This is a genomic window from Anaerovirgula multivorans (genome assembly GCF_900188145.1).
Lineage (GTDB): Bacteria > Bacillota > Clostridia > Peptostreptococcales > Natronincolaceae > Anaerovirgula > Anaerovirgula multivorans.
The window spans coordinates 43,631-58,194 of sequence record NZ_FZOJ01000002.1; the positions used below are offsets into that span (position 1 = coordinate 43,631).

Sequence of the window (14,564 nt, forward strand, 5' to 3'; positions counted from 1 at the left end):
ATAAAATGATAGCACAAAGCTCTGTATCTAGTTAATCATTTTATCCTTCGGTGTATTGCTAAGACTCCCGCTGCTTATAGATAAACAAACTAAGTGACCAACACGAAAGTTGCAAACCAAACTTTCGGATGTCTACTTATGAATTAAGTCTCATTTTATGTTAGGAGGTAGTTTTATATGAATGTCCATATAGATCAGCAGCAGATTCAAGAATTAATTCAAAAATATGAAGATGTGCCATTTGTACACAATGGTCGTTCTCTAGAGGAAGGTTTTGACTGCTTAGGATTTGTGATCGCCTTTTATAGAGAATTTGGTATTCATCTTCCTAGTGATGATGGAAAGACCATTGAAAAGGATTGGTATAAAACAGATTCCGAAAGATTAGTTAGAGGACTAAAAAGTGTGGGAGGTTTAGAGGTGAGTATACATGAACTCCAACCATTAGATTTAGTATACTTTGCTATCAATCGTGGCATAGTGACCCATACAGGTATTATGATTAGTGATAATGAATTCCTTCATATGCGGCCACTTATAGGTTTAAAAAGGGCATCTCTAGATGGTAAATGGCAAAGACGGTTCCGAGGAGCAGTACGATTTTAAATGATCGTGGATATCAGTAACACAATTTTTCTTCCCTCATAATATATAACATAGGGTTTAATTTTTGTGGCTTCGTTTACAAAGGAGGTTTATCTATGCAACAAACAAAGTTCGTAGAAATAAAGAATATCTCTAAGATTTATCACACGTTAGATGATGAAACAAAGGCTCTAGATAATATTTCCTTTGATATTGGCAAAGGTGAAATTGTCACCATAGTGGGCCCCAGTGGCTGTGGTAAGTCTACGATATTATCCATTATTGCAGGATTAGTAAAGCCTAGTTCGGGAGATGTATTTATTAATGGTGAAAAAATTGTAGATACCAATAAAGCTATTGGATATATGTTTCAAAGCGACCATTTATTCCAATGGCGTACTATTATAGAAAATGTATTGATTGGATTAGAGATTCAAAACAAAGTTAATAAGGAAAGTATAAAAAGAGTAAACAGACTAGTGGAAACCTATGGCTTAGGAGAGTTTAAAAATCACTATCCTAATCAATTATCAGGAGGAATGAGACAGAGAGTAGCTCTCATCAGAACACTTGCAATCGAACCAGAATTGCTACTATTGGATGAACCTTTTTCAGCGCTAGATTATCAAAGTCGTTTGGCTGTAAGTGATGATATTTCTGATATTTTGAAGAGAGAAAAGAAAACCGCCATCATGGTTACCCATGATATCGCAGATGTGATATATATAAAAGTGCTACTAAAAAAATAAGGGTAGTTCCCTACCCTTTTATAATTTCAAGAAATTCTGTGTATTTATCAAAAGCCTTTTGTTTTGATGAACTAGGTATCTTTACATTTTTATCTGTAGTCAATGTAAGCTTAATTCTGTTCGCTCCTGGATAAACTCTATAATTCGTTCCGTCAATACTAACAACTTTGCAACTGTTGAGATATCCTTCAAACTTGATAGTACTGTCTTTAAAATATTCTACTATCTCTGATAATACGTTTTCAAAGTATAAGTAATTTATTTTGTATTGCAGTCTTATTATCATTTCTCTATCTGACATGTTATTCGCCTATACTTTCCCACTTTTTTAGCCCTTCTTTATCTTTGTAATAACATCCTGCATAGTGCCCTGTTTTGTCGCAAGAACCTTTTCTCTTGTAAGTTTTTTTCATGTGATCTTCTAATGTTTCTAATATCAAATCAAAATCTAAATCATGTTCTTCTTCATATTCTCTTGCTAGATCATCTATAAATCTTTCTGCATTGTCCGTATCATCTACAAATCCTACTTTGTTCATTTTTTCCTGTATTTTAATTTTAGCATCTTCTAAGATATTATTTAACATCTTCGTTTCCTCCTCGTTATTTATTATTTTAATTTTTTGACCATCAAACATTAGTTTTATATTTCTAGCATCCTCACTAAGTCCTATTTTTCTAATCCACGAACTAGGCAATGTAACTCTAAAAGTTACTCCTGCTACGCTGGCAGTGCCCCCACTTTTATTGACAATCAATTTACCTTTTCTTTTTTCCATGTGCTACCTCCTGTGTTTTAAAGGGGGAATGCTCCCCCTTTCCGTTTGCATTAGCTTAAAATACTTCAACTCCTTTTGTCTCTAAAAACTTTTCTAATTTATCCAATTCGTATTCTGCGTCATCTTCTGTATATTCACTCTCTTCATTGTATCCGTTATCGCTGGGACAATGAGTAAAACTAGCGATAATTTTATATTGGTTTTGATCTGCATATGTGTCTAACCATCCACATTCTTTGAAAATCACTTTTGTTTTTCCTGTCGAATCGTGCTTCAAAATTCCAATTTCGCCATCTTTGTCTGCACTTTCTACCATTACTTGCACTAACTCTTTGCCATTAATTTTTAACATTTTATACACTCCTCTTATTAAAATTTTTCTAATAACGCTTTCTTAGCTCTTTTTACTCTTGCAATATCATTTCTGTAAGCTACTTTGATAAAACAAGACTTTTCTCCTGCTTTTGTGCCGACATATCCCAGTTCGCTTCCATTTGAAGTTAAGTAATATCTTCTAATGTCATCTTTTTCCCATAATTTTACTTGAAAACTTAATCCATTATTTTCTATAATTTCTACAGCTTCCTCTAATAAACTTTCTGCATTCATTTCTTTACCTTCCTCCTTTGTTTCAAGAAGGTAAGCTAAGTTTAATCCGAATTGTGCTTGATAATCTACTCCGTATTTTTCTACCATTTCCTTTGTCATTTTGTGTGCTTCTTTAAATATTTTTTTCATTTTGCTTACCTCCTTGTTTTTTTTATTTCTTATCTTAATTACATTATATATTATTCGTAACGAATAGTCAATACTTTTTTATAAATTTATTTAAATTATTTTTCGTTGAAATTTCAATAATTGCAGGTGTTTTATAAAATTCTTTTTAAAAAAAGTTTCAAAAAATAAAAAAAAGAGTAGCCGAAGCTACTCATGTCCTAGCAAGTCTTTTCCCTCTGCAAGGTATCTCTTAAGATACTCTACCGAGTCCTCTATCATTTTGTCTATCTGCTCTTTACTATATAGCACCCTTAATATCCACGGAAGTACCTCATACAATCTTTCAACCACATGATGATATTTCAAATCGCCTGTACCATCTCCATAACGTTTTTCAGCCTCTGTTACTAATGCTAGGACTACTCTGTGTACAAAATCAGTCTTACCCCTCTTGTAAAGAATCAATCCAATTAGGACTACTATTGCAGTACCTACAACTTCAACTAAATTAAGCATTACAAATCCTTTAATAATATCTAACATTATTTTTTCACCTTCCTATCATAATCATAGATCATTTGCCACATTTGTTCTCTTGTGACATTACCTTTCGGATTAGTTCCATCGCTTACACCGTTTTCTTTTACCCAAGACTGCGCAGTTTTTGCCCATTCACTTGCTTCATCCAGCACCTTTTCGGGCTCTTTAACTCCATTTAGCTTCAATAACTCTTTTTGAATATCAGAGATAAATTCATTCCATCGTGGCAATATCAATCTAGGACAATTTTTACCACTCCAGCTATAATGAGTCCTTACTCTTTCTATCTCCCAGCCTCTTTCCTGGAGCATTTTGGCAACTAGAGATACTGCATTTTGCCATACAATCGTTTGATTTCCGCTTTCGCATACTTCTATCCCTATACTTGTACTGTTGCCAGTGCTATTTCCTGCATGGTAGGCTACTTCATCAAGGGGGATTGCTTCTATAGCTTCTTTTTCATCCACTACAATGTGCCAACTAGCGTAATTAGTATTAAGCGGATTAGTTAAGTAATTACGCTCATTTCTAGCTGTAGATGTTGAATTTGCTGTATTGTGTATTGTAATCCATTGAGGCTCTATTTTTGTTCCTGGACGTTTATCTTTGCTTTTAGGAATATAATCTTTAATATAGTTCATTTAACTACCTCCTAACCCTTGTATATACCAAAAGAAAAAGCCCAATAATGTTGTTCCTCCTAGCATCACTAAGGCTTTTATCCACGTGGTTAATTCATCAATTTTTTTGAATAATGTTGTTAACTTCTCATTCATCGTTGCGTCCGATATTTCAAGTTTACTGATTCTTTTTTCGTGATCTTTGATATCTTCTGTTATTTCTCCATGTCTTTCACATAACATTCAAACACCTACTTTCGGTAAAATAAAAACGTCCTTCGATTGAAAGACGTTTTGGAATATATATTTTTAGTTTCCGTATACTGCTTCTGTTACTGGTTTATGAAAATTTAATACAAAATTTGTTGATAGGTGACTGTAGTCGGGATGATATACAATTCCTGTTACTGTTGCCTTGGTGTCGTTTGGAGCTAAATGCAGTGGGTATGAGTCATAAGGGACTAAATATCCTAAATTGTTATCGTCCTTATACAAGGCTACACCCATATATTCGGCCATATATTGTATATATGAGTTGTATTCACGAATATCTATCATGTCTGTACCGTTTATCTTTATATTCCCAAATCTGAGTTCATCATAAAATTGTCTTAAAAACCAATATTCCTCCCTTGGTAATCCCTCTAAATCCACACCCAATAACCAAAGAGCACTAATCACGCCCCCTGAGCCTAGTGGAAATTTTTTATTATACACTTCTTCGCTGACTGTTAATTTGTCAGGAAGATATAAAGAACTAGTATCCCTACTACTCCTACCGCCGCCGCTATTTCTATGAACATTAACTTCTTCTGTAGTTTCTATAGTGTTTATGCTAGGAAATATAGAAAAATAATCATTATCTGTGTAACTTAAGCTAGAAGATAACAAGAAAAGAACTAAAAACAAACTTAAGTCAGCTCTGAGTTTCATAAAATCACCTTCTTCTTTTTGTTACAGTATATACCATTTTCCCGAATATTACAATATTATTATCCGTGATGAGTCCCCCAAAAACCACCGGTCGAATCAACAAAACCGTCAACCCATACATCTTTCTTAACTCTTAATTCTCCATCGATAGTTACATCTCCTTTAATAGTAACCTGATTATTTGAGGTTGACCGTACGTAAATATTAATGTCACCGTTGCGTTCCAAAACTATTCCCTCAGTTCCAACTCCTCTGAGAAGCAGACCATCTCTATCACCTGTTGCAGTTACGCTAGCATATACATTACCAGTATACCCCTGAGCAGCATCTAAGTTTAATGAATTACTTATGTCAGTTTTATCAGAAAGCATTATGCGACCCTCATTAGCAGATGACTGCATAAAAATAATCCTATTACCATCTTTGAAACCAGACAAATCACCGTCGGGGTTAAGTTCTATATAGGTTTGAGAGTTTTTGTCCCCTGTTCTAATTAAAGTTCCATAGATTTTTCCTTGCGTAACCTCTACTCCGTATTCATCTGTATCAATCTGCCCCGCTCTAAACCTTTCCACATTATTAGGGTCAACAACATGGAATCCATTGCCATCAATATTGACATAATTCCCTGCTATGATTCTAACCAATGCAGCATTCAATATACCTGCATTAATGAGATTAGCTGTAAAACCTTCCCCGGTTCCAAAGGTAGTCCATTGCCATTCACCGCCAACTTTTGAGTTAGCTATAGCAAGACCGTCACCAGCTAGTTTCATTGCACTTGTACCGTTAAGCGATTCAAATATGATGTTTCCGTTTTCGTCAGTGTACCAATTTGATATAGTAGATTCAAAACGATTTTTCAATACATCTATTTGCCCGTCTAGCCAAAAAGTATCTATTTTGCCATTTTCACCGATAGTTCTGTCTACCTTATTTTTTGTGTCCCTCAAATCTCCGTCTATACGAGATAATTGATCTGTTATGTTGTCGATAAAATTTGCTATTACTACTGTTGATCTCTTAGGCTCTAAGGGATATTCGTCATATTCCACTACCCTCGCTGTCATATCAATACCTAAATCTTCATCAACTATGGAAATTGTATCGCCTATTTCAAATTCTTCGTCCTCAAATCCGGGTAATCTTTTTAATTCTACAATTCCTACCTCGTAGGATGCTTTAGGTACCTCTACCCTTTCTAGGTATGCCTGCCCTTGCTCTTGGAGGGTTTCTGTAGTAGTAACTAGTCCAAAAGTGATAGAACCCTCTTTCGCAACAGGGTAATTCCCGATGTACTGAGATTCAAGCGGTGGAATTGTCAAACCATCTTGACCATAAACATATAGCTTAGTTATAATGTTGCTACTATCTACAATTCTTGTTATGCTCCTTAGGTTTTTAGTATATTTGATCTCTGCAGGTCTTACGACTCCAATTTGGGGTTTCAATTCTACATGAAAGTTATCCCTTTTGATTTCACATTCCCAACGCTCTAATATTGAATTGATTCCCGATACAGCGGTTCTCTGAGTTATAGAAAAACTTTTACTGTCAGGTACACTTATTGCATTGCCTGTAAATCTTGTTTCGAAGAGTAATCTGTCTAGGATGAATTGAGCGTTGTCATAATTTGTTTCAAAGTTTTCTATGAATTTATCTAATAGCTCAAAGAAGATATGTTCGCACTCAACAAAAGCTAGCAATGTGTTATCAATTGCCCTAGTCTCTGTAATCCTGCGAATTATGAAAAGCTGTCCTTTTGCTTTGATGTAATTTTCTTCTTTGACATACTGCATTTTAGGGTCGTTTTGGGGCATAGAAAAAGAGAGTGTATACTCTCCGTTAAGTCGTTCGTATATTCTGTAATCGTAGACTTTGTCAAGTGTAGCTAGTCCGTTGTTATTGAAGTCTGTTGTCATTTTGTCATATACCCGAGGATACAAATTATTCATATTCCACCTTCTTTCTGTGTCGCATAAATTTCCTAAGACGCAATACCTAATTCTGCTTTTACCTCTTGTTTATATTCCTCATTCTTGATTGCTTCAACATCTAAACCATTTTTAACTTGTCTAATCAGCATATTAAGTAGTAATTGATTCATACTATATCAACCCCTCTTGTGTTAATATATAGAGTTCTAACTCGTCAATCCTTTCTTTAAGTAATTCTTCTTGAGTAGAAATGTGTGGAGGTTTAGGTTGTCCTTCTAATATTTGTTGAAATTCTTCTTCTATTATTTCCTTTATTTCAATGTTTTTGTCTTCGTAACCATATTGATGTGCATACTTTCTTATTGTTTCTTCGTCGCTTGTAGTGCACGAAGTAATTAATTTACCTGTTGTTTTTTCTATACATACTCGCATCTTAACCCTCCTATCTAAAAGCTAGATAATATATCCTTATTATTCCTGTTCCTGTATAAGTGTCGCCCTTAATCCAAGAAATAGTAAAACCATCATTATCTAACGTATTGATTCGTCCATTGTATGTACCTGTTCCCCCTGATTGCACTAAATCAATAGAATAACTACTATTCGAAAAATAAGAATTTGAAGTAGAATTATGAATGTCAAAGATACTTGCTCGTAAATTCCCCATATCTATTCCCCATGATGCATATCCTGCCGAACTATTGATTGTGGAAAGAAATATAACGGCTTTTGGGTTAAATCCAAGTCCTGTTATTTGCTGTGTGCCACTAGCAAATGACGAATCCCTTGTAAAAGAACCTACAATAAACCTAGTCGTACTATCCCATCCATGAACATCATCCGTTACATCATCAGCCTTATGCGACGCTAAATCATTTTCTACATCTTCGATTCCTTGTGCTTTATCGTTAATATACGAAAAATTATCATTCAAATCTTGAGACTTTATTTCTCCCACTATGGGTTTTAACGCCATATTCTCACCCTTCCTATAATAATTGATGCAGCCATTCAAATTCTACTACAACATTTGGTCTATTTTGTCTTGTGCCACCTTCGAATATTAATCCATTAGCACCAGAGATTAGATTAGGAAAATCCCCGATGACTTGGGGGAGTACGCTTACCCCGTCAATTAATACGTCCTCTGATTCACCATCAATAATCATAGTTTGATTGCTTATGCTAGGACATTCTAGTGTAGTATCTGCATCTACATTGCTAACTTTTATATTGCTTACCGTTCCTGTGATGGTTATTTTGAGAGATGTTTCGTATTGAGTATGATTATATAGTCCGCTAGTATGTTTTGTTGCATAGTCCCATGTAAAACCGCCCTCATTCGGATAGATTAAGCCTGTATCGTATTCATGTACCTCGTCGAAATTTTCGGGGGTAGCTGTGACAAATGGTAGACATCTGAAAGTTACATTCATCTTGCCGCTGGAATTGAATTGCTGTAAATCTATTTGTCCTGTGACTTTTGCCGTATAGGTATATTGCAATTCATCATCAAAAATAAGGGGTTCTCTTCCTTCTGAATGTAACCATTCCGCAATTTGATGCGACTTTTCTCGCAATTCAGGAATGTTTTTTTCTACTGTAGAAATTTCTAACTCTATCATCCTATCCGAAAGAGCGCCGGGGAATAGTATAGACCCATTTCTCCCGGGCATTTCTACATATTCATCCATTACAAGGGGAAGGATCGGCCTGTTGATAGTTCTTATAGTTAGACTTAACGTGCTTGAATGTATTCCCTTGAACCTTATACCATTAGCCATTTCCTAGCCCCCTTCCCCTTGTTATTTGTTGTTTATGCAGTTCTCTACTCGTATATGGTGCTGTTATTCTTGCTACTTCCTTACCATCCAGAATCACAGGTACCTCTACCGTAACATTTTGATTATTATTAATAGTTTGTGTAGTGTTTATGTTTCTCGTCATAGAACCCCCGGCACTTGCACCGCTAACAGCCAATGCAGGACTCATATCTGGTATAGCCGTATTAAAAACTTTTCCGACATCAGGGGTTGCATTTCTAACACCATCAAGAAATCCATCTATCATATTTTCGCCCCAATCGACTATAAATCGACCTTCGCCCTTTTTCACTTTGTTATCGTAAAGGCTCTTTATCCTCTACTTCTTACGGTTTCCCGCAAGGTCGGAGTACATTTTCTACTCATTGAGTAGTCCCTCACTCGTGGAGATATTTTATTCTGCATAAGCAGGTTCAATCTCTACTCTCTACGGTGTCGTAGGCTTTTTAGTTCCTACGATTACCTCGGTGTTGCCATGTTAATTATTGGTATTAAAAAAAGAGTAGGTTGCGAATCCACTCTTTTAGTTTAAATAGATTTGGTTTTTAAAGTCTTTATAATATTGCCATCTAAACTTCTTGTAATGCTTTGCTTTTCCTCTGCAACATTTTGAAATACTGCTATGATCGAAGTCTTTTGCCGACCTAGTGTTTTTGTGTATAGCAACCAACTTGCCATCCATGGTGAGCTGTGCGATCCTCGTGTATCTGCCAAGAATCCTTTCTTCGACAATCTCATGTATATTGTTTATGTTTTTTTCGTAATCATATTCATATAAAAACACATAACCTTTGCAGCTTTTATTTTTTCCAGTAAGGCAGTTTGAGATAGAAGGTTGTTTTACTCCCAAGGCCTTAGATGCTTCTTTTATAGATTCGTATTTAAAAACTTCCTCTTCTTTATTGATTGCTACTATTCTCTTACTGTTTTTCTGTCTGAATCTTTCTTTAATGAAATTTTCAATGTTTACGATTGATTTGTAATCATCTTTGAATAGCCAAACATATCCATGGCAACTGCTTTGTTTGCCTAAGCAACAATCTGATATTTGAGAATGTGTTATATTTGTTTTAACACTTGCATCCATACACCCTCTAAAAGTATCAATGTATCTCCCTTCTATATCTAGTTGCACTATAGGTCTGTTAGGTCTATACATTTTACTAGGTATCTTTGGGATATTATTATCATATGCCCATAAAAAGCCACCCGCATGAGTAGTTTCGCCCCTTGCACAAGAACTAATACCTGTGATTTTAGTTTCTGCAATAGCTTGGTTTATGCAATCATACTCTTTGATATAATCGCCTTGCGAGGTGTATTGGACTACCTTCTTACTATTGTGGTTATTTTTCCCCACGTGTACAGGAGGTTGATTCCCGCCATCAAGTATATTGGTTATTCGGAAATTGGTATTTTCCCTATAGTGTTTTATAGTTTTCATTTCTATTTGCAGTGCTTGTTCTTCGGAAAGATTTTCATGTATTTTTCTATAATGACAATCGTGTGAGTTTTTCATATCCATAAAGTATTTATTTTCTCTTTTTTCTCGACCGATGCGATAGCCACTACCTTTTCCTACATAAAAAACTTCTTCAGTGTCTTTTATATACCATTCATAAACGTAGTATTTATTCTCTTTTTCCATAACAAAACACCCTCCGACTAGGCTTTATTTTTTCCGACTATTTAATTTTTAATATGTAGGAAGGAAGGTCGGAAAACTTCCTTTCGACAAGGCTCATGACTTCCTTATCTATCCTACATATATATTATATCATATTCGCAACTTTTTTTACCAATAATTAATTTAGATTTCCACCGATTTTGAGGGATAATAATACTAGATGTCACCACCTAGCACGCCAAAAATTTAGCTGGGCTCCAAAACTTGAGGTAATCTGCCGCTTTTTTGACTGTATCACTCGCCGCTTTTGATACGGCGCTGCCCATACTTTTTATGCCATCCACGAAGCCTTTAATCATGTTTTTTCCCCAGTTGTAAGCATCTTTCGCTACGCCTGTGAACCACCCTGTTATGTTTCTGTATAGGCTTGCAAAAGCAGTAGACAGAGCACTCCACGCGCCACTAACAATAGTTTTTATAGTGTTCCACAAGCCACTCCATATACTCTCTATGCCTTTTGCCATCCTGTCCCAATCACCTGTGAATAGTCCTATCCAAAAGTCTAATATTCCTTTGATTACATTTAGCACATTCTCTATTACTTTCCATATTGTTTTCCATATTACTTCCGTTACTTTCATAATGTCTTTACCAAATGCGTTCCATAAAACCATAGCTAAATCAACAAATGCTTTTATTATGTCACCTATAATGCCGAATACACTTGAAAAAGTTTCTTGTATTTCGGGCATGTTTTCCTGTACCCAATCGAATATCATTTGGAAAACAGGCATCAAATAATCATTGAATATATTTATAGCTGTAGTGACTACTGTCTCAATTACGCCAAATACTTTAGAAAAAACCGCCTGTATAGTAGGCATATGTTCCAATATCCATTCTAACAAGCTTTGTATTACAGGCATAACCGCAACTCCCACTTGTGTAGCCACCGACCCAAGACTTCTTTTTACTTGGTCCATAGTATCCGCAAATAACACTCCTGCATCTATGGCTTCATCACCTAACACTAAACCTAATTCTTCCGCTCGTTGCTTCATTTCCTCTACACTTCCGGCTGCACCATTTAAAAGCGGCATTAATTCTTGTCCACTTCTACCGAATAATTCATTAGCCAATTTAGCTTTTTCTGCTCCTTCTTCCATGCCTTGTAGGGCAATTACAACATCTTCAAATAGTTGCTCTTGAGTTTTCATTTCCCCGTTTAGAGTAGTTGTAGAAACTTTTAGTCTGTCTAAGGCAGCAGCACCAGCACCAGTTCCTGTCATTGCATTTGTGAGTGATCTCATTCCTGCTCCCATACTGTCAATACTTGCACCAGATTGCGACATTATGAAGTCCCATTCCTGGAACCCTCGTCTAGTCATTCCTAGTTGCTGGCTCATTTTGTCTACCCTATCAGTAGCATCTGCCGCTTTTTTTGCCATGCCGAACATTGCTCCACCTGCTGCAATTATACCAGCTGTTACTCCTGCTGCTGCCTTTGCTACTGTACCGAATGTTTTAGCCAAATTTTTCGACTTATTTTCTGCATTGCCTATACCCTTATCTAGCCCCTTATCATCTACAATAATTTTTAAAGCTAATTCACCTACTGTTGCGATAGCAATCACCTCCCTTAGGCAAATTAAAAAAGACCATTAGGTCTACATAATTTCGTCTATATACTTAGGTTTGTTTTTCTTGTATTCTTCATTTGTCAAGCTAGACACTATCAAATAATCGAATAGTGTGTCTAATTCTGTATTGTCAATTTCAGATTCTGTCCATCCGTACAACTTAGAAAATTGTTGATATAGATAAATACATTGTTGATACCCCGATAGGTGTTCTATTCCTCCATCGGGGTTTCCTTGTTTGGGATTTCTGCCATCTTGCCGGTTATTTTTCTAGTTGTCCATTGACCTAATTCTGCAAACAGGCCGTAAACTTGGTCTAGTTCGATATGTTCTTCTATAGATTCAAGTGTCACAGCAGGGTCATTGAAGCAAATCACATAAAACTCGTACATTTCGTTTAACCCTTCCTCTGAATCCTGCTCATGTATCGAATTTTTAAGTTGCAATAGCTTTCTCCACACTTTACCTCTTGCTTTAGCTTTATACGTTTTATTATCTATTGTAATTGTTGGTGTTTTCATTTCCGACATAATATTCCTCCTTAAAATTTAAGGGGCACTACGGCCCCTATGGAATTACTACTGGTGTATAGTCAGGATCTGCGAAAAAGTCAGTTAGCAATGTAGTTGCTGTTACACCACTTGGTAAATTAGTATCGTCACTGTCAATTCTTCTAAATACTTTGCTATCACTTGCCCTTTGGACACCCTTGAACGTTATTGTTTGGGGTTGAAAATTAACTGTATCAGCTTTTGTTTCATGTTCTGCATTAGGTACAGAAAATTTGCCTTTGTACAGATACATATATCTATATGCACCATTGGCTTTTTGTGCCCTAAATCCAATTGCTACATCAGGAGCACTGGCAGATGTATCTAAATCCACTAAGCCATCTTCATAATTAGCACCAATAAGGAAAGCATAATCCTCAGGTGGTAAATCTGCGATTGATATTTCTACTTCTACCTCACCGATTTGTGAGTAAACTACTGCTGGCCCATTATCGGCAAAGAATGTAGCGACTTCACCATTAAAATTAATATTAGCTGCTGTTACATTTGGAACATGGACAGCATCATCATAGGTTGTTGGTGCTGATGCACTATCCGTTAATACATGTGTGTAATGGAACATATCTAATCCTATTACAGGTACATTAGACATTTTCAATCACTCTCCTATTCGTTAAATATTGGTTTTTCTAAAGCAATAAAAAGCACATCCAGTGGGATGTGGTGTAAGTTTGTATCATTTTCATAAAGATCTACTTCGTTTTCCGGGTAGACAGCAAATATATTGCTTAGTCCATCCATATCCTCTAAGGCCGTTTCTATGGCTTTTGCTATAGCCTTTGCTTGTCCGTATGCTGGTGAATAACAAGAGAATTGGAATCTATACTGCCTAGCACCAAATTGTCTACGTGGCTTAGATATTAGTTTAATGGTTACATAAGGAGCAGGAGTTCCTTGTGGTGCTATTCCTTGATATACCTTAGCATAAGTAACGCTACCCACTGTATAGGTACCCACAATAGTCTTTATGTCCGTATGCTCCCTTAAATAGTCTCTAATTGCATTCTCCATCTAACCACCTGCCCTTTTTACTGCATCTGCTATTTCTTTACCAATTATATTTTTTATATTATCTTGATTATAATCTATAGCTGGTCTTAGGAATGGATTGTGTTTATATTCTTGCACAGGAGCGTAAACAACATTAGTACCTATAACAGCTTCTTCTTCGTTATTATTAGGTGTAACACCGTCAGAAGGTGATGCTTTATTAATCCCGCCATGAGAATTTAATCCATCAACTTTACCACCAACAGACCATGATATAGAGTTTCTAAGTAACCCCAAATCAACTCCTGCCAATAAAACAGCTTGACCATGCACCACGATAGCAGATTTGGTTAATCCTGTTTTTTTACCTTCTTTAACAGCTTGCTTTATTTTATTTCCATGCCATTTTAGACTCATTCTACCACCTCTAACTCAATTTGCATGAGTCTACCAAAATTCATAACATCGTTAGGCTCACCCTTAACCTCGTATGTCTTTCCTTTATAAGTCATTCTATCAGTTGCCTTAATATCTGCCGGAAAACAATATAGTCTGTGGGTAGTAAATACAGTTTCTTTGTCGGCTGATATTCTCTCATCGGTATTTAGTTGCCTAATTCTACCTTGTATGGTTATGTGGGGACCATAGTCCTTCGTAGGATTTCCCCATTCATCTAATACAGTTTGAAATCTTTCTACCTCTATGGGTTCGAAGTATTTTTCTATATTTCCTATCATAGAAATTTCACCCTCTTATATGGTGATAATAGTTTCAACATAGATGCAGGAAAATCTGTTTCGAATGATACGGAATAATCTCCCAGGCTCTCCGAGGTGATACCTGTTTGTTTTTTAGTAAACTCTACCGCTTGATTTAAAAACAATAAAACACCACCAGGTAAAACTTCAACTTCATCCTCTATAAAATCATTGTTGCAATAATCCTTAACCCAATCCGTTAGGGCATCTTTAATTTGTTCGTCTGTCATCTAATCACCACCTCCCTAAAGTCATTACAATCTTAATTTTTATTTGCGGTTAACCTCCACCGCA

23 protein-coding genes are annotated in these 14,564 nt (G+C 35.9%); 2 read left to right on the forward strand and 21 right to left on the reverse strand.

From position 1 onward, the window contains the following. Positions 1–177 precede the first annotated feature (177 nt). Together CHB72_RS02260 and CHB72_RS02265 are read left to right on the forward strand one after the other, a co-directional pair. On the forward strand, positions 178–606 hold the full coding sequence (locus CHB72_RS02260) for a C40 family peptidase (protein ID WP_089281252.1): 429 nt from the start codon (positions 178–180) through the stop codon (positions 604–606). 95 nt (positions 607–701) lie between these two features. Next, on the forward strand, positions 702–1,334 hold the full coding sequence (locus tag CHB72_RS02265; RefSeq protein ID WP_089281253.1) for an ABC transporter ATP-binding protein: 633 nt from the start codon (positions 702–704) through the stop codon (positions 1,332–1,334). 10 nt (positions 1,335–1,344) lie between these two features. Here the strand turns inward: CHB72_RS02265 and CHB72_RS02270 are convergent, their stop codons facing one another. The 21 genes from CHB72_RS02270 to CHB72_RS02370 all read right to left on the reverse strand — a co-directional run bounded on the left by CHB72_RS02270 (position 1,345) and on the right by CHB72_RS02370 (position 14,500). After that, positions 1,345–1,635 carry a hypothetical protein gene (locus CHB72_RS02270; protein ID WP_089281254.1) on the reverse strand — a complete coding sequence of 97 codons (291 nt, stop codon included), beginning with the start codon at positions 1,633–1,635 and terminating at the stop codon, positions 1,345–1,347. A gap of 1 nt (position 1,636) precedes the next feature. Beyond that, positions 1,637–2,113, reverse strand: coding sequence for a hypothetical protein (locus CHB72_RS02275; protein WP_089281255.1), 477 nt, complete (start codon positions 2,111–2,113; stop codon positions 1,637–1,639). A 55-nt stretch (positions 2,114–2,168) separates the two neighbouring features. Then, positions 2,169–2,465 (reverse strand): hypothetical protein, encoded by a 297-nt coding sequence (locus CHB72_RS02280; protein WP_089281256.1) that lies wholly within the window; start codon positions 2,463–2,465, stop codon positions 2,169–2,171. A gap of 17 nt (positions 2,466–2,482) precedes the next feature. Further along, entirely contained in the window at positions 2,483–2,851 is a 369-nt protein-coding gene (locus tag CHB72_RS02285) for a hypothetical protein (protein ID WP_089281257.1), read from the reverse strand. Between the two features lie 186 nt (positions 2,852–3,037). Beyond that, entirely contained in the window at positions 3,038–3,373 is a 336-nt protein-coding gene (locus tag CHB72_RS02290) for a hypothetical protein (protein WP_089281258.1), read from the reverse strand. Then, positions 3,373–4,011, reverse strand: coding sequence for a peptidoglycan recognition protein family protein (locus tag CHB72_RS02295; protein ID WP_089281259.1), 639 nt, complete (start codon positions 4,009–4,011; stop codon positions 3,373–3,375). The genes CHB72_RS02290 and CHB72_RS02295 overlap by 1 nt, the downstream gene beginning before the upstream one ends. Then, positions 4,012–4,233 carry a hypothetical protein gene (locus CHB72_RS02300; RefSeq protein WP_089281260.1) on the reverse strand — a complete coding sequence of 74 codons (222 nt, stop codon included), beginning with the start codon at positions 4,231–4,233 and terminating at the stop codon, positions 4,012–4,014. A 66-nt stretch (positions 4,234–4,299) separates the two neighbouring features. Further along, complete coding sequence (locus tag CHB72_RS02305; RefSeq protein ID WP_089281261.1) at positions 4,300–4,923, reverse strand: hypothetical protein; 624 nt, start codon at positions 4,921–4,923, stop codon at positions 4,300–4,302. Positions 4,924–4,982: 59 nt separating this feature from the next. Next, entirely contained in the window at positions 4,983–6,878 is a 1,896-nt protein-coding gene (locus CHB72_RS02310; RefSeq protein WP_089281262.1) for a phage tail spike protein, read from the reverse strand. Between the two features lie 153 nt (positions 6,879–7,031). After that, complete coding sequence (locus CHB72_RS02315) at positions 7,032–7,292, reverse strand: hypothetical protein (RefSeq protein WP_089281263.1); 261 nt, start codon at positions 7,290–7,292, stop codon at positions 7,032–7,034. Between the two features lie 10 nt (positions 7,293–7,302). Then, the gene (locus tag CHB72_RS02320; RefSeq protein ID WP_089281264.1) at positions 7,303–7,836 is read right to left on the reverse strand and encodes a hypothetical protein; all 534 of its coding nucleotides are present in this window, start codon (positions 7,834–7,836) and stop codon (positions 7,303–7,305) included. 13 nt (positions 7,837–7,849) lie between these two features. Continuing rightward, a complete protein-coding gene (locus CHB72_RS02325) occupies positions 7,850–8,644 on the reverse strand; it encodes a distal tail protein Dit (protein ID WP_089281265.1) in 795 nt (264 codons plus the stop codon). Then, a complete protein-coding gene (locus CHB72_RS02330; RefSeq protein WP_089281266.1) occupies positions 8,637–8,930 on the reverse strand; it encodes a hypothetical protein in 294 nt (97 codons plus the stop codon). Before CHB72_RS02330 ends, CHB72_RS02325 begins: the two co-directional genes overlap by 8 nt. 276 nt (positions 8,931–9,206) lie before the next feature. After that, positions 9,207–10,331 (reverse strand): NUMOD1 domain-containing DNA-binding protein, encoded by a 1,125-nt coding sequence (locus CHB72_RS02335; RefSeq protein ID WP_089281267.1) that lies wholly within the window; start codon positions 10,329–10,331, stop codon positions 9,207–9,209. Positions 10,332–10,540: 209 nt separating this feature from the next. After that, positions 10,541–11,944: a phage tail protein gene (locus CHB72_RS02340; RefSeq protein ID WP_089281268.1), complete on the reverse strand. Its 1,404-nt coding sequence runs from the start codon at positions 11,942–11,944 to the stop codon at positions 10,541–10,543. Between the two features lie 218 nt (positions 11,945–12,162). After that, positions 12,163–12,480, reverse strand: a complete 318-nt coding sequence (locus CHB72_RS02345) for a hypothetical protein (protein ID WP_089281269.1) — start codon at positions 12,478–12,480, stop codon at positions 12,163–12,165. A 37-nt stretch (positions 12,481–12,517) separates the two neighbouring features. Continuing rightward, a complete protein-coding gene (locus CHB72_RS02350) occupies positions 12,518–13,114 on the reverse strand; it encodes a major tail protein (protein ID WP_089281270.1) in 597 nt (198 codons plus the stop codon). 14 nt (positions 13,115–13,128) lie between these two features. Continuing rightward, a complete protein-coding gene (locus CHB72_RS02355; RefSeq protein WP_089281271.1) occupies positions 13,129–13,533 on the reverse strand; it encodes a DUF3168 domain-containing protein in 405 nt (134 codons plus the stop codon). Next, entirely contained in the window at positions 13,534–13,929 is a 396-nt protein-coding gene (locus CHB72_RS02360) for a hypothetical protein (protein WP_089281272.1), read from the reverse strand. It lies immediately after the preceding gene. Beyond that, on the reverse strand, positions 13,926–14,249 hold the full coding sequence (locus CHB72_RS02365; protein ID WP_089281273.1) for a phage head closure protein: 324 nt from the start codon (positions 14,247–14,249) through the stop codon (positions 13,926–13,928). Before CHB72_RS02365 ends, CHB72_RS02360 begins: the two co-directional genes overlap by 4 nt. After that, positions 14,246–14,500 (reverse strand): phage head-tail connector protein, encoded by a 255-nt coding sequence (locus CHB72_RS02370; protein WP_089281274.1) that lies wholly within the window; start codon positions 14,498–14,500, stop codon positions 14,246–14,248. The genes CHB72_RS02365 and CHB72_RS02370 overlap by 4 nt, the downstream gene beginning before the upstream one ends. Between the last annotated feature and the right edge of the window lie 64 nt (positions 14,501–14,564).